General features: G+C 73.0%; 13 protein-coding genes. 9 read left to right on the plus strand and 4 right to left on the minus strand.

From position 1 onward, the window contains the following. Positions 1-33: 33 nt before the first annotated feature. Both ACZ6RC_RS12625 and ACZ6RC_RS12630 read right to left on the minus strand, forming a co-directional pair. Positions 34-1419, minus strand: a complete 1386-nt coding sequence (locus tag ACZ6RC_RS12625; protein WP_469581695.1) for a M14 family metallopeptidase — start codon at positions 1417-1419, stop codon at positions 34-36. Next, positions 1416-3515, minus strand: a complete 2100-nt coding sequence (locus ACZ6RC_RS12630; protein WP_469581698.1) for a Xaa-Pro dipeptidyl-peptidase — start codon at positions 3513-3515, stop codon at positions 1416-1418. The genes ACZ6RC_RS12625 and ACZ6RC_RS12630 overlap by 4 nt, the downstream gene beginning before the upstream one ends. Positions 3516-3722: 207 nt before the next feature. Between ACZ6RC_RS12630 and ACZ6RC_RS12635 the strand changes: the two genes are divergently transcribed. The 7 genes from ACZ6RC_RS12635 to ACZ6RC_RS12665 all read left to right on the plus strand — a co-directional run bounded on the left by ACZ6RC_RS12635 (position 3723) and on the right by ACZ6RC_RS12665 (position 12874). Continuing rightward, complete coding sequence (locus tag ACZ6RC_RS12635; RefSeq protein ID WP_469581701.1) at positions 3723-5297, plus strand: M1 family metallopeptidase; 1575 nt, start codon at positions 3723-3725, stop codon at positions 5295-5297. Positions 5298-5604: 307 nt separating this feature from the next. Continuing rightward, positions 5605-6597, plus strand: coding sequence for a hypothetical protein (locus ACZ6RC_RS12640; RefSeq protein WP_469581703.1), 993 nt, complete (start codon positions 5605-5607; stop codon positions 6595-6597). Between the two features lie 233 nt (positions 6598-6830). Next, positions 6831-7859 carry a LacI family DNA-binding transcriptional regulator gene (locus ACZ6RC_RS12645; protein WP_391135233.1) on the plus strand — a complete coding sequence of 343 codons (1029 nt, stop codon included), beginning with the start codon at positions 6831-6833 and terminating at the stop codon, positions 7857-7859. Between the two features lie 278 nt (positions 7860-8137). Further along, positions 8138-9442 (plus strand): ABC transporter substrate-binding protein, encoded by a 1305-nt coding sequence (locus ACZ6RC_RS12650; RefSeq protein ID WP_469581707.1) that lies wholly within the window; start codon positions 8138-8140, stop codon positions 9440-9442. A 158-nt stretch (positions 9443-9600) separates the two neighbouring features. Continuing rightward, positions 9601-10572, plus strand: coding sequence for a carbohydrate ABC transporter permease (locus ACZ6RC_RS12655; protein ID WP_469581710.1), 972 nt, complete (start codon positions 9601-9603; stop codon positions 10570-10572). Further along, positions 10569-11405 (plus strand): carbohydrate ABC transporter permease, encoded by an 837-nt coding sequence (locus tag ACZ6RC_RS12660; protein ID WP_469581713.1) that lies wholly within the window; start codon positions 10569-10571, stop codon positions 11403-11405. Before ACZ6RC_RS12655 ends, ACZ6RC_RS12660 begins: the two co-directional genes overlap by 4 nt. Before the next feature lie 101 nt (positions 11406-11506). After that, complete coding sequence (locus ACZ6RC_RS12665; protein ID WP_391135244.1) at positions 11507-12874, plus strand: GH1 family beta-glucosidase; 1368 nt, start codon at positions 11507-11509, stop codon at positions 12872-12874. Here ACZ6RC_RS12665 and ACZ6RC_RS12670 read toward each other — a convergent pair. Together ACZ6RC_RS12670 and ACZ6RC_RS12675 are read right to left on the minus strand one after the other, a co-directional pair. After that, positions 12846-13676, minus strand: coding sequence for an oxygenase MpaB family protein (locus ACZ6RC_RS12670; protein WP_469582840.1), 831 nt, complete (start codon positions 13674-13676; stop codon positions 12846-12848). The genes ACZ6RC_RS12665 and ACZ6RC_RS12670 overlap by 29 nt on opposite strands. 290 nt (positions 13677-13966) lie before the next feature. After that, positions 13967-14455: a F0F1 ATP synthase subunit B family protein gene (locus ACZ6RC_RS12675; RefSeq protein WP_453611446.1), complete on the minus strand. Its 489-nt coding sequence runs from the start codon at positions 14453-14455 to the stop codon at positions 13967-13969. Between the two features lie 135 nt (positions 14456-14590). On the opposite strand from ACZ6RC_RS12675, the gene sph reads away from it, so the two are divergent. Both sph and ACZ6RC_RS12685 read left to right on the plus strand, forming a co-directional pair. Next, positions 14591-15622, plus strand: coding sequence for a sphingomyelin phosphodiesterase (gene sph, locus ACZ6RC_RS12680; RefSeq protein WP_469581720.1), 1032 nt, complete (start codon positions 14591-14593; stop codon positions 15620-15622). Positions 15623-15713: 91 nt separating this feature from the next. Continuing rightward, positions 15714-17204, plus strand: a complete 1491-nt coding sequence (locus ACZ6RC_RS12685; RefSeq protein WP_391135253.1) for an APC family permease — start codon at positions 15714-15716, stop codon at positions 17202-17204. Positions 17205-17222 lie beyond the last annotated feature (18 nt).

The following is a 17222-nucleotide window of genomic DNA, read 5'->3' on the forward strand; positions in this document are numbered from 1 at the left end:
CGCAGTACCACAGGTCGGACGGAAGTCGGCGGATCAACAGACCTTCACGGGCTGTCCGTCGGTCAGCCGGTAGGTCGCGCGGCCGTCCAGCAGGAGCGGGACGAGCGCGCGCCGCGACTGCCGCAGCGGGACGAACCAGCCGTCACCGCTCCGCCGGACCGTGATCCCGTGCAGGGCCAGCTCGTCGCCGACCTCGGCGTACCGCCGTCCGTCGAGGCGGTAGCCGCAGGGCGGGTCGACGAGGGTCTCCGCCGGTGTCGGCGGGTCGTTGTCTGCGCCGCCGAGCAGGACCGGACCGCGGTCGGCGAAGCCCGCGCGCCGGGCCGCCGCCGTGGCCGCGAGGAGCGGTCCGCGCCGCTCCTCGACGAAGGCGAAGGCGCCCTTGAGGGCGGTGAGTTGCGTGGTCACCCTGCGCCGCTGGTTGCGGGCGTGGTCGTCCTTCTCCGCCGCGCTCAGCGCCTCGACCCTGGTCTCGACGAGCAGCCCGACGGCGTGCTTGACGCCGGCGGTGTTGCGCAGGATGCGCTCCTGTCCGTCCCCCGCGACCTGCTTGATCGGCCGCCCGGTCAGCGGGTCGGTCCAGATGCCGTAGATCCCGCTGCCGAAGCCCGCCGCGCCGGCGGCCGGCCGGACGTAGGACTCCGAGAGGGTGTGCGCCTCGTCGTGGACCAAGGCGGCGGTGTTGGGGTTACGGGGCCAGAGCGCCAGCAGGTCCTTGTCGTAGTACGGCGAGGTGCCGCTGTACTCGTGCAGGTCGTGGATCACCTCCGGGCGCCGGTCCCTGATCACGGCCGCGAGCGCGCGCCCCTCGGCGGTGGTGAGGGCGAGGTGGTCGCGGTTGACGTCGACGCCGTCGGCGTTGCCCCGGGTGTCGGCCTCCCGCCCGTCGGGGTTGGCGGTCGGGACGACCAGGACGGTGGTACGGGACAGGAAGCGGAGGGTCTTCGCGTCCCGCGCGTAGGCCAGGTCGCGGACGGTGCTCAGACAGGCCTCCCGACCCGACGGCTCGTCACCGTGCTGGCTGCAGACGAGGAGCACGGTGGCGCGCGCCCGGGAGCCGTCGTCCGCGTCCGCGTCCCCCTCCTCTCCCGCGGGGTGCGGGCCGCCGGGCCCGCTCGCGCCGAGTGTCGCCAGGCGGATCGGGCGGCCCTGCTGCGTGGTCCCGATGGAACGGACGGACACGCGGTCGCTGCCGCGGTCCACCGCCGCCAGGAAGGCCCGTTCCTCGGCCTGCGTGGTCCAGCGGGCGCCCTGGCTCGTCTCGAAGCCGGTCCGCGGGAGCGGCGCGGGCGGCGTGCTCCCGGCGGCCTCGGCGGGGACGGTGACGAGCGGAAGGACGAGGGCGGCGACGCCGATCGCGAGCGCGAACGGACGCCGGCCGGCACCGCGCGCGGACCGTCGGGAGGGAGGACGGGTCATCGCGGGCCTCCCGGGATCGGGTGGCCGGAGCGCTCCGGGACGGTCAGGCCGTGCGGCGCCCGTACGGTCGGGGCCGGGACGGCGGTCCAGGGTCCGGACGTGGCCCGGGCGAAGGCGGGTGCGCCGCCGACCAGCGGCAGCCGCGCCGAGGTACGGCCCAGGTCGAGGGTGATCGTGGGCCTGGTCGACGGAGGGTCGAGGAGGCCCTTGTCGGTGCCGCCGACGATCAGGGCGAGCCGGTGGCCGGCCGGGACGACATGGTCGGTCGCCGCCAGGTCGATCGTGATCGTGTACGCCTTCCCGGGGGTCAGCGGCCGGCCCTTGCGCGGGTCGGCCCAGGTCCCGAGGTCCGCCCAGCCCCGGCTGACGACGGTGTGACCGACGTCGGCCGTACGGGCCTCGGTCTCCTTGAAGCAGGCGCTGTCGCCGGGGGTACTCGCGCCCCAGCAGCTCCGGTAGGGCAGGGTGGTGATGCCCTCGCCGGCTGACCCGTAGTCACGGATGGTGTCCGGGCCGATGTCCACGAGGACGGCCGTCAGATGCGCCGTCGCGGTCGTCGGCGTCGCCGTGACCGTCACCTTCGAGGAGCCGGCGAGCCGCAGGTCACGGCTGAGCGGGCGGGTGACGAACCCGGCCTTGGCGGGGGTGGGGGTGTCGATCCGCGCGGCCCAGTCGTTCTCCCCGAGGCTCGGGTCGTCGGTGAACCGCGCGACGGCGCCGGGCGCGGCCGGGGTCCTTCCGAGGCGGCCGACGCCGGGCGCCGATCCCTCGGCCGGGCGCAGGGTGGTGGGCTCGGTGCCTCGCGGCGGCCAGACGCGGTCGGTGGACCAGCGGTCCGGGGCCCGTTCGATGTCCGCCATCGGCTCACGGTCGATGCCGTTCGCGTAACCGAGGAGGTAGTGGTCGAACCAGCGGTGCAGGGTGCGGACCCAGTCGGCGCGGCGGAAGTCGAAGGGATCGACGTGCCCGGTCTGCGAAAGCCAGATCTTGCGTTCGACGCCCCGGGCGGCGAGGGCCTCCCACCAGCGGCCGAACTGCCCGGCGCGGACGTTCAGGTCCTGCTGCCCGTGCACGACGAAGACGCTCGCCTTCACCTTTCCGGCGTCGGCGACGTGGTCGCGCTCGCTCCAGGCCCGGGTCCAGTCGCCGCTGTAGGGGGTGGCGGCCGTGATGCGTTCCTGGACGGCCCCGCAACGCTCGCGCGCCTCAGGGCTGTTGACGTAGTCGGAGAGCCAGCTGGGGTTGGCGTCGTAGAGCGGGGCGCCCTGGGAGTGGAAGTAGTCGTACCAGGACGAGATCGCGCCGATCGGGACGATGGTCTCCAGCCCTTCGACGCCGGTGGCGGCGACTCCGTTGGCCACGGTGCCGTCCCAGCTCTTGCCGATCATGCCCACCCGGCCGGTGGACCAGGTGGTGGCCCGGGCGCGGGTGGCGCCGCTGCGGGTGGTGTAGCCGCGGGCCCGGCCGTTCAACCAGTCGACGACGGCCTTGGCCGACCGGACGTCGGACGGGCCTCCGACGTCGTCGCAGCCGTCGGAACGGCTGGTGCCGGCGAGGTCGACGGCGACGAAGGCGTAGCCGCGCGGCACGAAGTAGTTGTCGTAGAAGAGCGGGAACAGGACGGGGTCGCCGTCGGCGTCGTAGGTCTTCTTCTGGCCTTCGTTGCCCCGGCCGCAGCAGGCGTAATAGGGGCTGGCGTCCATGATGACCGGGATCTTCCGGCCGGCGGCGGCGGGTTCCCGGGGCCGGACGATGTCGACGGCGACCCGGTCGGAGCGGCCGTCCCCGTCGCCGTCGAGGCCGGTGTCCACCCAGACGGACTCCCGGACGGCGTCGGGGTAGGAGTACACCGGCGCCGACTCCCGTAGCGGCGCCCGGGAGGGGGCGGCCGTCGCGGCCGGAGCGCGGACGCCGGTGGGGGCGAGGGCCGTTCGGGTTCCGGTCGGGTCCTTGGCCGCTTGCGTCCCCGCAGGGGACGGGACCGCTTGGGCTCCGGTCGGGGTGAGGAGCGCGGTGGTCAGGGCCGCCGTGGCGGCCAGCACCAGGGTTCTGCACGACAGACGGGCTCCGCGGGTTGTCCGCACACGTATCGGCATGAGGCGGAACGTACCGTCGTCAACTCCCGAGCAAAAGAGTGCCGTCGGGAGCCGGGCGGTGCGGATGCTTCATGTCGGCCGAATGGCGATCGTGTGACAGGAGTGCCCATGGACATGACGACCGTCGAGGGGCCTGAATAGTGTCGATAAGGACCGACGGCTACCCGCACGTCTTACTTCTCTGACGTCTCCCGACTTGGAGCTCCTGTGCACCGCAGAATCATCGTTCCGAGCGCTCTCGCGGCCTCCCTCCTGCTGGCGATCCCGGCATCGGCCGCCGACTTCGTTCCGGGCGCCCCGGGCATCGGCGATCCCTACTACCCGGCCAGTGGGAACGGCGGTTACGACGTCTCCCACTACGACCTGCGGCTGACCTACCAGCCCGCCACCGACCTGCTGGAGGGGACGGCGACGATCCTCGCCACCACGAAGCAGAACCTCTCCCGCTTCAACCTCGACCTCGGACTGAAGGTCAGCGAGGTCCGGGTGAACGGCAAGAAGGCCCGCTTCACCACCTCCGGCGAGCAGGAGCTGGAGATCACCCCGGCCGCCCCACTGGAGAAGAACCGGACCGTCTCCGTCGTGGTGCGCTACGCCGGCAAGCCCTCCGAGGTAAAGATCGGCGGCTGGACCGCCTGGCACCGCACCCCCGACGGGGGCGTCGCCGCGCAGGAGCCGGACTCGGCGGCCTGGTGGTTCCCGTCCAACGACCACCCGCTGGACAAGGCCACCTTCGACGTCTCCGTGTCCGTCCCGGACGGCACCCAGGCCATCAGCAACGGCGTGCTGCAGTCGCAGTCGTCGCGCCTCGGCTGGACCCGCTACAACTGGCGCTCGAACAAGCCCCAGGCGACCTATCTGGCCACCCTCGCGGTCGGGAAGTTCGACATCACGACCGACAAGACGGCGAACGGGCTGCCGGTCCTCAACGCGTACAGCAGGGACCTCGGCGACAACGCGGGCGCCGCCCGCGCGAGCATCGAGCGTACGACCGAGGTCGCGGAGTGGCTGGAGGAGGTCTTCGGACCGTACCCCTTCAACGCGCTCGGCGGGTACGTCCCCAACGTGACCAGCGGGTACGCGCTGGAGACGCAGACCCGGCCGTTCTACAGCCCGCGCCAGTTCGCCAACGGCGCGAACGTCTCCGTGGTCGTGCACGAGCTGGCGCACCAGTGGTACGGCGACAGCGTCTCCGTCGACCGCTGGAAGGACATCTGGGTCAACGAGGGCTTCGCCCGCTACAGCCAGTGGCTGTGGTCGGAGAAGGAGGGCGAGGGCACCGCGCAGGAGCTGGCGGACTACGTCTACTCCACCCGCGCGGCCGACGACCCGTTCTGGACCGTGAAGCCGGGCGACCCGGGCCCGGACGACCAGTTCCACGTCGCCGTCTACGACCGGGGCGCCCTGGCCCTCCAGGCACTGCGCAACGAGATCGGCGACGAGGACTTCTTCGCCATTCTGAAGGGCTGGCCGACGGAGTTCGCCTACGGCAACGCCAGGGTCGCCGACTTCGTGAAGTACGCCGAGCGGATCTCGGGCAAGCCGCTCGCGGGGCTCTTCGACACCTGGCTCTACCAGCCGGTGAAGCCGGCCGCGCCGACCGCGGCGGGGACGGAAGCGGGCGGCGCGGCGGCGCCGGGCCGGTCGGCGGCCCGTTCGTCCGCCGGCGCCGACGCTCCGGCCGCGCTCCCGGGACGGGCCAAGCCCGTGCAGCCCCGGTCGTGGAAGAAGATCGCGCAGACGAACACCGTGCACGAGCACGGCGCTCGGGACGCACACTGACCCGACCCGGGCGGCGGATCCGTGCACGGTGATCCGTCCGCACGGTGATCCGTCGGCACGGTGATCTGTCGGCACGGTGACGCTCCGCACGCCGACCCGATCCGCACGCTGACCGGTCCGCACGCAGGTCGCCGCGCCCACCGCGCTCGCCGTACGCGCCGGTCGCCGTGTGCGCCGGTACGGCGTCGCGCCCCTTCCCGCCCTCCCCCCGGGGCGGGAAGGGGCGCGTCCGTGCTCCGGATACGCTCACCGACGGCATGACCAGGTGCGCGGCCGGACGCGTGGACGGACGAGGGAGACGGGCGGGGTGGGGGACGTGGTGACGGACGGGGAGCGGTACGGCGATCCGGCGGTGCGGGACGCCGTCGTGCGGCGGATCGGCGCCGAGTGGGGGCTCGAACCGCCCGCCTCCTTCCTCCGCTTCCTGGACTTCCTCGCCGCTCTCGGGCCGGTGGAGCGCCGGGCGCTGCGCGACCTGGGCGTCGCGCCCTGCGGCGTGACGGACCTCTTCGCCGACCCCGACGCCCTGCCCCGCGACGGGCTCGACATCCGGGTGCACGGCCGCTACTACCGCGATCCGCCGGAGTTCCTGACCTTCCTGCACGGCGGTTCCGACGGGCTGCACTTCGGCCTCTGGTCCGACGACGGGCGCACGTGCGCGGGCGTGGCCTCGTACTGGACCAACGACGGCGACGACGTCGAGCGCCGTCACCGCACCCCGCTGGAAGCGCTGCGGGGCCGCGTCGAGGCGGCGCAGCGCGATCTCGCCGCGTATGCGGCCGACGGCGAGGAGGCGGAGACGGCCCGGCTCGCCGACCTCGGCGCGCTGCGCGGTCTGCTCCTCGGCTTCGAGACGGCGGAGCGCACGGAGACGGGCCTCGCCTACGCGCAGACGTACGAGTACGGCCACGGGGCGGTCGACGCCGACCGGGTCACCACCCTGGACGGGGCGGGCGCCCTGGTGACCGGGGCGACGGCGCTGGACCGACCGCCGCACGGCGCTGCCGACGCGTACCGTTTCGGCACCTTCGTGGAGGAGCTGTTCGACGACCCGGCCGCGCTCCGGAAGGCCCGCGAGGAGGCCCTGCGACGGGCCGCCGCCGGCGATCCGGCCGAGGCGCTGGCGCTCGGCCGGGATCTGCACTGGGCGTCGTACGGCGAGCCCGAGCGGGAGGCGTACGCGGCCGAGTTGCTGGCCCTCGCCTACCGCGCCCTGGACCGCCCCGCGCTCGCGGGGATCGCCGAGGCGCACCACCGCCACCGCTCGCTGCCGAGCGTCGACGTCCTGCGGCGCGGCTGACGACCGCCGCCGGGCAACGGACCGCGGCAGGGGGCTGCCGCCGCCGGGCGCCGGCCGCGACGGCGACAGGGGCCTCGTGAGCCGGTGACGGCAGGTGAGAGCGCTTTCACGTCCCGCCCCCGGATGTCGGCCACCCGTTAACCTCTTCCCTGTCAGCACCGTCGTCCCCCGTCCACCGCCGGCCGCTCCCGTCCGCCGCCGGCCCCCGTGGTCCCGTCCGTGAGGAGCCAGCCTTGAGCGAGCCGACGTCCGGGGCGCGCCCCACCCTGGAAGCCGTCGCCGCGCGCGCCGGAGTCTCCCGGGCGACGGTGTCGCGGGTCGTCAACGGCGGGGCGGGCGTCCGCGAGATCCTCGTGGAGAAGGTGCGCAAGGCCGTGGAGGAGCTGGGCTACATCCCCAACCACGCGGCCAGGACCCTGGTGACCCGGCGCAACGGCGCCGTCGCCGTGATCATCGCCGAGCCGGAGTTCCGGATCTTCTCCGATCCCTTCTTCGAGCAGCAGGTACGGGGCATCAGCCGCGAGCTGACCGCGCACGACGCCCAACTGGTGCTCCTCTGGGTGGAGGGGCCCGGCGACCACGAGCGGATCGCCCGCTACCTCGGCGGCGGCCACGTCGACGGTGCGCTCGCCTTCTCGCTGCACAACGACGACGAACTGCCCTCGATCGTCCGGCGCGTGCAGGTCCCGACGGTCTTCGGTGGACGGCCGGGCTGGACGGGGCCCGCGGACGAGCCCGCGGTCCCCTACGTCGACTGCGACAACCGCGGCGGCGCACGGGCGGCCGTCCGCCATCTCCGCCGTACGCTCGGCCGCCGGACCATCGCGCACATCACGGGCCCGGGCGACCAGACCTCCGCGCTCGACCGGCTCGACGGCTACCGCGACGAGCTGCCCGACGCCGACCCCGCGCTGGTGGAGGAGGGGGCGTTCACCGAGGAGAGCGGGGCCCGGGCGATGGCCGCGCTCCTGCGGCGGCGGCCCGACCTGGACGCCGTCTTCGCGGCGAACGACCTCATGGCGTCCGGGGCGCTGCGGGTCCTGCGCGAGCAGGGCCGCAGGGTGCCGGAGGACGTCGCCCTCGTCGGCTTCGACGACATGCGGCAGGTCGCGGAGGCGACCGACCCGCCGCTGTCGACGGTCCATCAGGACATCGAGGGCATGGGGCGGTTGATGGTACGGCTGCTGATGCGCACCCTGGACGGCGAGGGTGCCGAGTCCGTGATCACCCCGACGGAACTGGTCCTGCGCGCCTCCGCCTGAGCCCCCCGGGACCCGGCCGCCTGAACCGCCCGCGCGCCGTCGCCCGACCGCGTACGCCCCTCTGCCCGCCCTCTCCGCGCCGTCGCCTGATCCTCCGCGCGCCTCCGCCCCGGCCCCCTTCGGGGGCCCGTCTCCGGGAACTGTTTCGCGTTCGGCTCTTGACGGGAGCATCGCCGGGGAGGCACGCTCCAGACGCATTCTTGAGAGCGCTCTCAAAACCCGGCCCACGGCTTCTGCCGAGCGCTCTCGACGGACTTTCGAAGCCAAGGGAGGCTTCCATGCCCACTGCCCGAGCCGCCAGGAGAACCGCCGTCCGACTCGGCGCGGTCGCCCTCGCCGGGGCCCTCCTCGCCGCCTGTGGATCCGGGGGATCCGACGGCGCCTCCGACAGCGCGGGCGGGAAGGTCACGATCACCGTCGACCTCTTCGGCTCGTTCGGCTACAAGGAGGCCGGGCTGTACGCCGCGTACGAGAAGCTCCACCCGAACGTCACGATCAAGCAGACCGACACGGAGGACGAGCAGGACTACTGGAAGTCGCTGCAGACCCGGCTGGCCGGCGGGGGCGGGCTCGCCGACGTCCAGGGCATCGAGGTCGGCCGGATCGCCTCCGTCACCCAGCAGCAGGCGGACAAGTTCGAGGACCTGACCCGGTACGGCGCCGCCAAGCTCGAGGGCGAGTTCGCTCCCGCCACCTGGGCCGGCGCGATGACGAAGGACGGCAAGGTCCTCGGTCTCGGCACGGACGTCGGCCCCGAGGCGATGTGCTACCGCACCGACCTCTTCCGGCAGGCCGGGCTGCCGACCGACCGCACCGAGCTGGCGCGCAAGTGGTCCACCTGGGAGGGGTACCTGGAGCTCGGCAGGCAGTACCAGGCCAAGGCCCCGGGCAAGAGCGCGTGGCTGGACAGCGTCGGCAGCCTCTACACCGTCATGGTCGGCCAGGAGAAGGAGCGTTACTACGACGCCTCGGGCAAGCTGATCTACGCCGACAACCCGGCCGTGAAGCACGCCTGGGAGACGTCGACGCAGGCGGCGAAGGCCGGTCTGAGCGCCAAGCTCGACCAGTGGTCGCCGCAGTGGAACCAGGCGTTCTCCGCGGGCTCCTTCGCCACGCTCCCGTGCCCCGCCTGGATGCTCGGCTACATCAAGGGCCAGGCCGGTGACGCCGGCAAGGGCAAGTGGGACATCGCCAAGCTGCCCGGCGGCGCCGGGAACTGGGGCGGCTCCTACCTCTCCGTGCCGCGCGCGGCGAAGCACAAGAAGGAGGCGTACGAGCTGATCCAGTGGCTGACCGCTCCGGCCCAGCAGGCGGCGCTCTTCAGGAAGCAGGGCAACTTCCCCTCCTCGACCGGCGCGATCGCGCAGGTCGCGTCGGCGACGGACCCGTACTTCTCCGGCGCCCCGATCGGCACGATCTTCGGCGACGCGGCGAAGGCGGCGCCCGTCCAGGTCCTCGGGGTCCACGACAAGAACGTCGCCGACCAGATCACCAACGCGCTGAGCGAGGTGGAGCGCAAGGGCACGTCCCCGGAGAAGGCGTGGTCGAACGCGCGCAAGGGCGTGGAGAACGCCACCGGCTGAGCCGGACCCCCGGCAACGCCACCGGCTGAGCCGAGCCCCGGGTGGGGCCGGGGCGAGGGGGCCGCCCCCGCCTCTGCCCCCGCCCGGCTCCGCCCCCTCCCCGTCTCCCCCATCCCCCTGCCTCGCTCGCCTCCCCCGACCGACCGAAGGGCCGCACCGTGACCCTCACCGCCTCCGGGCCGACGACGGCCCCCGTCCCGCCGCCGTCGGCCCGGTCCACCGGCGGCACCCGCCGCAGCCGGTGGGCCACCCTCGTCCCGTACGCCTATCTCGCCCCGTTCTTCACCCTGTTCGCGGCCTTCGGGCTCTTCCCGCTGCTCTACACCGCCTTCGTCTCCCTCTACCGGGTCGAGCTGCAGACCCCCGGGGACATGGAGTGGCGCGGCTTCGGCAACTACACCGCGCTGCTCACCGACGAGTTCTTCTGGACCGCGCTGCGCAACACGTTCACCATCGGGGTCCTGTCCACCGTGCCGCAGCTGGCGATGGCGCTCGGCCTGGCTCACCTGCTCAACTACAAGCTGCGCGGCCGGACCTTCTTCCGTACCGCCATGCTCCTGCCGTACGCGACCTCCGTCGCCGCCGCCACCCTCGTCTTCGCCCAGCTCTTCGGCCGGGACTTCGGGCTGGTCAACTACGTCCTGTCGCTGGTGGGGTTCGGCCCGGTCGACTGGCAGAACGGCACGCTCGCTTCGCAGATCGCCGTCTCGTCGATCGTCGTCTGGCGCTGGACCGGCTACAACGCGCTGATCTACCTCGCGGGCATGCAGTCGATCCCGTCGGAGCTGTACGAGGCGGCGGAGATGGACGGGGCGTCCCGCTGGCGGCAGTTCGTCCATGTCACCCTGCCCGGTCTGCGGCCCACGATCGTCTTCACCACCGTCGTCTCCACCATCGGCGCCACCCAGCTCTTCGGCGAGCCGCTGCTCTTCGAGGGATCGATCTCGGGCGGCATCTCGCACCAGTACCAGACCCTCGGGCTCTATCTGTACGAACAGGGCTGGGGCTTCTTCCATCTGGGCCGCGCGGCCGCGATCGCCTGGCTGATGTTCCTCCTCATCCTGCTCCTGGTCGGGGTCAACGCCCTGATCGCCCGCCGCCGTTCACGTCGAGAGGAGGGCCGGGCATGACCGCGCGCACCGCCCGCACGGGGCACGGCGGCAGGATCACCTACGCGATCCTGATCCTCGCCGTGCTCGTCTCCGCGTTCCCGTTCTACTGGACCATCGTGGCCGCCAGCCGCTCCAACGCCGATCTGGCGCAGGTCCCGCCGACCCTGCTGCCGGGGTCGAACCTCTTCCACAACTTCGGGGCGGTGATGGAGGAGGCCGACATCGGCACGGCGCTCCTCAACTCCCTCGTCGTCTCCGGGTCGATCACCGTCGGCACCGTGCTCTGCTGCACGCTCGCCGGGTTCGCCTTCGCCAAACTGCGCTTCCGCGGCCGGGGCGCGCTGCTGGCGCTCACCGTCGGCACGATGATGATCCCGCCCCAGCTCGGCGTGATCCCGCTCTTCATGGTCATCGCCGAACTGGGCTGGGTGAACCAGCTCCAGTCGGTGATCCTGCCCGGACTCGTCTCCGCCTTCGGGGTCTTCTTCATGCGCCAGTACCTGGTGCAGTCCTTGCCGGACGAGCTGATCGAGGCGGCCCGGGTCGACGGCGCCTCCTCCGCCCGGATCTTCTGGTCGATCGTGGTGCCGATCGCCCAACCGGGGATGGCCGTCCTCGGGCTGCTCACCTTCATGGCCGCCTGGAACGACTTCTTCTGGCCGATCGTCGCCCTCTCCTCGCAGAACCCGACCGTGCAGGTCGCGCTGCGTCAGTTGGGCGGCGGGTACGTGCACGACCAGTCGGTGATCATGGCGGGGACGCTGCTGGGCACGCTGCCCGTGCTGCTCGTCTTCGGCCTGCTGGGCCGGCAGATCGTCGGCGGCATCATGCAGGGCGCGGTCAAGGGCTGACCGGCCGGCCGCCACCGGCCGCGGTCGGCGCCCCGCCTCCCCCTCCTTCTCGCCGCTTCTCACTCCTTTCGCCTCTTCCTCGTCACGGGAGTTCCTCACCCATGAACGCTCTCTTCCCTGCCGGCTTCCGCTGGGGCTCGGCCACCGCCGCCTACCAGATCGAGGGTGCGGCGGCCGAGGACGGCCGTACGCCGTCGATCTGGGACACCTTCAGCCGGATTCCGGGCAAGGTGCGCAACGGCGACACCGGTGACATCGCCGCCGACCACTACCACCGGGTGCGCGAGGACGTCGCCCTGATGAAGGAGGTGGGGCTCACCGACTACCGCTTCTCCCTCTCCTGGCCCCGGGTCCAGCCGACCGGCCGCGGGCCGGCCGCGCAGAAGGGCCTGGACTTCTACCGCGCGCTGGCCGACGAGCTGCTCGACGCGGGGATCCGGCCCGTGGCCACGCTGTACCACTGGGACCTCCCCCAGGAGCTGGAGGACGCCGGGGGCTGGCCGGAGCGCGCGACCGCCGAGCGGTTCGCGGAGTACGCCTCCCTCGCCGCCGAGGCGCTCGGCGACCGGGTCTCCACCTGGACGACCCTCAACGAGCCCTGGTGCGCGGCCTTCCTGGGGTACGGCTCCGGGGTCCACGCCCCCGGTCGTACCGACGAGGCGGACGCCCTGCGCGCCGCCCACCACCTCAACCTCGCGCACGGCCTGGCCGCGCGGGTGCTGCGCGGGGCGCTTCCCGCCTCGTCCGAGGTGTCGCTGACGCTCAATCTGCACGCCGTCAGGGCGCTCTCGGATGCGCCGGAGGACCGGGACGCCGCCCGGCGGATCGACGCGGTCGGCAACCGCCTCTTCCTCGATCCGGTCTTCCACGGCCGGCTCCCGGACGATCTGGTGGCCGACACGGCACACCTCACGGACTGGTCCTTCGTCCGGGACGGCGATCTGGAGACGATCTCGACGCCGATCGACTCGCTCGGGGTCAACTACTACTCCCCGTCCGTGGTCGCGGCGGGCACGTCGGAGACGCCTTCGCCGTGGCCCGGCGCCGCCGAGCGGGTGCGGTTCCTGCCGGCGCCGGGGCCGCGGACGGCGATGGACTGGCCGGTGGACGCGGACGGGCTGTACGACCTGCTGGTGCGGCTGCGCGACGAGCTGCCGGGGGTGCCCCTGCTGATCACCGAGAACGGCGCCGCCTACGACGACTACGCCGACCCGGAGGGCGCGGTCCACGACCCCGAGCGGGTCGCCTACCTGGACGCGCACCTCGCGGCGACGCACCGGGCGATCGCCGACGGGGCGGACGTGCGCGGCTATTTCCTCTGGTCGCTGCTGGACAACTTCGAGTGGGCGTACGGCTACGGCAAGCGGTTCGGGATCGTGTACGTCGACTTCGCGAGCCAGCGCCGTACCCCGAAGGACAGCGCACGCTGGTACGCGCAGGTCATCGCGCGCGGCGGGCTGCTCCGCTGAGCCGGGCGCGGCGGCGGGCCTCGCGCGCCATGGGCAGATAGCGCAGCCGCTCGGGGAGGAGGGGGACGAGGGTGCGGACGACCAGGGCGAAGCGGCGCAGCCGCTTCTCCTGGCGGTCGCTCCAGGTCAGCCCGATGGCCTCGCGGGCGTCCGGGGGCATGAGCCCGACGGTGACGAAGTACCGGAAGCGGGCGAACCGGGGCAGGATCAGCGGCCACAGCAGCCGCAACAGGAGCCGGAGCGGCAGCGGCCCGCGGTCGGGCGGCGGCACCGGCTGGTCCGGGTCGACGAGCTCGCGGACGACGACGGTGGCTTCCAGCTCGTCGCGGAGCACGGCGCGGTAGTACGGCCAGAACTCCTCGATCGTCCGGGGCATGTCCCGGTCGTGGATGCCGAGGATCCGGCCGACCTGGAGCCACTCCGCGTAGAGCCGGCGCTCCTGGTCCGGGGTGAGCGGGCGGTGGAGGTAGCGCAGCCCGTACCGGTAGACGGGGAAGCCGGTGGCGTGGACCCAGGCGTAGTGGGCGGGGGTGAGCGCGTGGTAGCGGCGGCCGTGGGCGTCGGTGCCCTGGATGGTGCGGTGGAGCCGCCGCAGCCGGCGTCCTTCCTCGGCCGCGGCCTCGCCGCCGTACACCCACAGCATGACGGAGCGCAGTGAGCGCTCGCCGCGGCCCCAGGGGTCGGTGCGGAAGACGGAGTGCTCGTCGACTCCGGCGCCGACGGCGGGGTGGGCGACCTGCATGGTGAGGGCGGCGGGCAGCATCAGCAGCGCGCGGACGTCTCCGGCGACGCTCCACAGCACTCCGCCGACGGGCGGCGGCGCGGGCGAGGGTGCGGCGGTTTCGGCCGGGGCGGGCGTCTGCGCGGGGGCGGCGGGCGAGGGTGCGGCCGTCTCCGCTGGTGGCGGCCCGGCGGGGAGGGCGGTCGTCTCGCCGGGGCTCGCGGGGTCCTGCGGTGCGGTCACGCCGTTCTCTCTCCTCACCCTCTCAGCCTGCGCTTCCGGGGCGTACCAGGCAAAGGGCGGATATGGGTCGGGGCCGTGTCCCGGGCGTGGGCCCGGGGCACGGCCCCGTACACGTGGTGCGGTGCGGGTCAGGCGCGGTCGGCGCCGACCGGCTCGCCGACGATGCGACCGGCGAGGGCGTGGGCCCAGGCGTCGACGTCGGCGGTGAGCTCGCGCTCGGCGGCGGCCCGCTCGGCGGCGATGCGCTCGGCACCGGCGGCGAGGATCGCGTCCCGCTCGGCGACGCCCTCGGCGCGGGCGGCGGCGATGGCGGCCGCGCCCTCCTCGGTGGCGCGGGAGCGGATGCGGGCGGCCTCGTGGCGGGCCTCGGCCAGCTCCGCCTCGTACTGCTCACGGATCCCGGCGGCCTCGGCGCGCAGGTCGTCGGCGCGCTCGGTGCCGCCGCCGATCGCGTCCTCGCGCTCGGCGAGGGTGCGGTTGATCTTCGGCAGGATGCCCTTCGCCAGGATGAGGAAGGTCAGGGCGAACAGCACGACGCCGAGGATGAGCTCCGCCGTGACGGGGTTGAGCGGACCGAGGTCCATGTTGAAGATCGTCGAATTCTGCGCGAGGGTCATGCGCGCATCTTACCTGGTCGCAAAAACGACTTTTCGTGCGAATCGGTTCGACCGCGCGAGAGTTGGCGCACTGGTGCGGCCCGCGCAACATTCCCGGCACCCAACGGCTACCGGAAGGTAACCACGGCTGATTTGATGTGCGGCGCCGGTCCAACCCCCCACTACCTTACGGGAGTTCCAGTGCCGCTTGTCCCGCTCCAGCGTCGCGCCCTCGGCGTGGCCCTCTCCGGCGCGCTCGCCGCCGCCACGCTGGCGACGACCGCCTCCGCGGCCTCGGCCGCCGAGACCCCCCGGCTCAAGGTGCTCTCCTACAACGCGTTCCTGTTCTCCAAGACCCTTTACCCGAACTGGGGACAGGACCACCGGGCCAAGGCCATACCCGCCGCCTCCTTCTTCCAGGGCAACGACGTGGTCGTCCTCCAGGAGGCGTTCGACAACGCCTCCTCCGACGCCCTCAAGGCGAACGCGGCCGGGCAGTACCCGCACCAGACCCCCGTGATGGGGCGCTCCAAGAGCGGCTGGGACGCCACCGGCGGCGCGTACTCCGCCACCACCCCGGAGGACGGCGGGGTGACCATCCTCAGCAAGTGGCCGATCGTCCGCAAGGAGCAGTACGTCTACAAGGACGCCTGCGGCTCCGACTGGTACTCGAACAAGGGCTTCGTCTACACCGTCCTCGACGTGAACGGCAGCAGGGTCCATGTCGTGGGCACCCATGCCCAGTCCACCGACCCGGGATGCTCCGCCGGAGAGGCGGCGCAGATGCGCAGCCGCCAGTTCAAGGCGATGGACGCCTTCCTCGACGCCAAGAACATCCCCGCGGGCGAGCAGGTCGTGGTGGCCGGCGACCTCAACGTCGACTCGCACACGGCGGAGTACGGCACCATGCTGGCCGACCTGGGCGTCACGGGCGCCCAGGCCCGCACGGGACACCCGTACTCCTTCGACACCGAGCTGAACTCGATCGCCTCCGAGCGCTACCCGGTCGACCCCCGCGAGGACCTCGACTACGTCCTGCACCGCGCGGGCCACGCCCGGCCCGCGGGCTGGACGAACGACGTGGTGCTGGAGCGGAGCGCGCCGTGGACGGTCTCCAGCTGGGGCACCCGGTACACCTACACCAACCTCAGTGATCACTATCCGGTGACGGGGTACGCGGCGGGCTGACCCGCTCGCTCGCCGGGGTGATCACGTCGGCGGGCGCGTCGGCCCGGCGAGCACGGCCTTCCGGTCGTAGTCTCCCTCCCGGGAGGCCGCCATGACCACCGACCCATCTCCGCCCGCCGCCCCGCACCTCACCGACAAGGGGCTGCGGGGCGACTCCGTGGGGCTGCTCGCGACCATCTCGCTGGGCCTCGCCTCCGTCGCCCCGGCATACAGCATCGCCGTGACGCTCGGCCTGGTGGTCCTCGCGGTCGGCGACCTCGCGCCGGCCGCGCTGGTCCTCGGCTTCGTGCCGATCCTCCTCACCGCGTTCGCGTTCCGGGAGCTGAACCGCCGGATGCCGGACTGCGGCGCCACGTTCGTGTGGACGACCCGCGTCTTCGGTCCGGCCGCCGGCTGGCTGGCGGGCGGCTGGGCGGTCCTGATCGCCACCGTCCTGGTGATGACGACGCTGGCGCAGGTCGGCGCGACCGCGCTGTTCGCCCTCGTCGGTCTCGACGCGGCGGCCGACGACACCTTCGCCGTCACGGCGCTCGCCGTCGTCCTGCTGGCCGTGACCACGCTGGTGGCGTACCGGGGCATCCAGCTCGCCGCCCACCTGCAGTACGCGATGATCGGGCTGCAGCTCCTCGCGCTGCTCGTCTTCGGGGTGGCCGCCTTCGCCGGGGCCGGTGTGACGACCCCTTCGGCGGACTGGCTGAACCCCTTCGGGTTCGGGGGCTGGGGGCCCTTCGCCGAGTCGGTGCTGCTGAGTCTGTTCATCTACTGGGGCTGGGACGCGCTGATCACGTTCAACGAGGAGACGGTCGACAGCGGGCGCACACCCGGCCGGGCGGCGGTGGCGTCGACCCTGATCCTCCTCGTCACCTACGTCTTCACGGCCTGCGCGGCGCTCTCCTTCGCGGGGACGGGCGACACGGGGCTCGGGCTCGGCAACGAGGAGACGGCGGCCGACGCCCTCACCGGGCTCGCTCCGGCGGTCCTCGGCGACGCCCTGGGGAAGGTCGTCACGCTCGCCATCGCCGTCTCGGCCGTGGGGGCGCTGCTGACCGGGGTCGGCGCCATGCCCCGGATCACGCTGTCGATGGCCGCGCACGGCGCCCTGCCGGCGGCCTTCGGCCGCACCCATCCGCGCTTCCTCACACCCGCGTACGGGACGGTGTACATCGGCTGCGCGACCGCCGCCGTCCTCGTCCTGCTCACGCTCGTCTCCCCCGACTTCCTGGGGGACGCGGTGCTGTCGATCGGCCTGCTGATCGCGTTCTACTACGGCGTGACGGGCTTCGCCTGTGTGTGGTACTTCCGCGCGGAGCTGCGGCGCTCCGCGCGGAACCTGCTGGTCATGGGGGTCATGCCACTGGCGGGCGGCCTGATGATGCTGGCGGCCTTCGCGCGGGGCGCGTACGACATGACGGACCCCGACTACGGCTCCACCTCGGCCGGCGGCGTCGGCGGCGTCTTCCTGCTGGGGATCGGTTCGATCGTGCTGGGCGCGGTGGTGATGCTGCTGGTCCGCGTGCGGCACCGGCGCTTCTTCCGCGAGGGCCGCACCACCGTGGTCGGACCGCCGGTCACGGAGGACTGACCTCCCCGCCCGGTCCGC

Source organism: Streptomyces sp. NPDC048353 (genome assembly GCF_055587165.1).

What these genes read in the sequence shown, in the direction of transcription:
- ACZ6RC_RS12625 (WP_469581695.1), bottom strand. Translation starts at nt 1,419, where the DNA reads ATGACCCGTCCTCCCTCCCGACGGTCCGCGCGCGGTGCCGGCCGGCGT.
- ACZ6RC_RS12630 (WP_469581698.1), bottom strand. Translation starts at nt 3,515, where the DNA reads ATGCCGATACGTGTGCGGACAACCCGCGGAGCCCGTCTGTCGTGCAGA.
- ACZ6RC_RS12650 (WP_469581707.1), top strand. Translation starts at nt 8,138, where the DNA reads ATGCCCACTGCCCGAGCCGCCAGGAGAACCGCCGTCCGACTCGGCGCG.
- ACZ6RC_RS12660 (WP_469581713.1), top strand. Translation starts at nt 10,569, where the DNA reads ATGACCGCGCGCACCGCCCGCACGGGGCACGGCGGCAGGATCACCTAC.
- ACZ6RC_RS12665 (WP_391135244.1), top strand. Translation starts at nt 11,507, where the DNA reads ATGAACGCTCTCTTCCCTGCCGGCTTCCGCTGGGGCTCGGCCACCGCC.
- ACZ6RC_RS12675 (WP_453611446.1), bottom strand. Translation starts at nt 14,455, where the DNA reads ATGACCCTCGCGCAGAATTCGACGATCTTCAACATGGACCTCGGTCCG.
- sph (WP_469581720.1), top strand. Translation starts at nt 14,591, where the DNA reads ATGTGCGGCGCCGGTCCAACCCCCCACTACCTTACGGGAGTTCCAGTG.
- ACZ6RC_RS12685 (WP_391135253.1), top strand. Translation starts at nt 15,714, where the DNA reads ATGACCACCGACCCATCTCCGCCCGCCGCCCCGCACCTCACCGACAAG.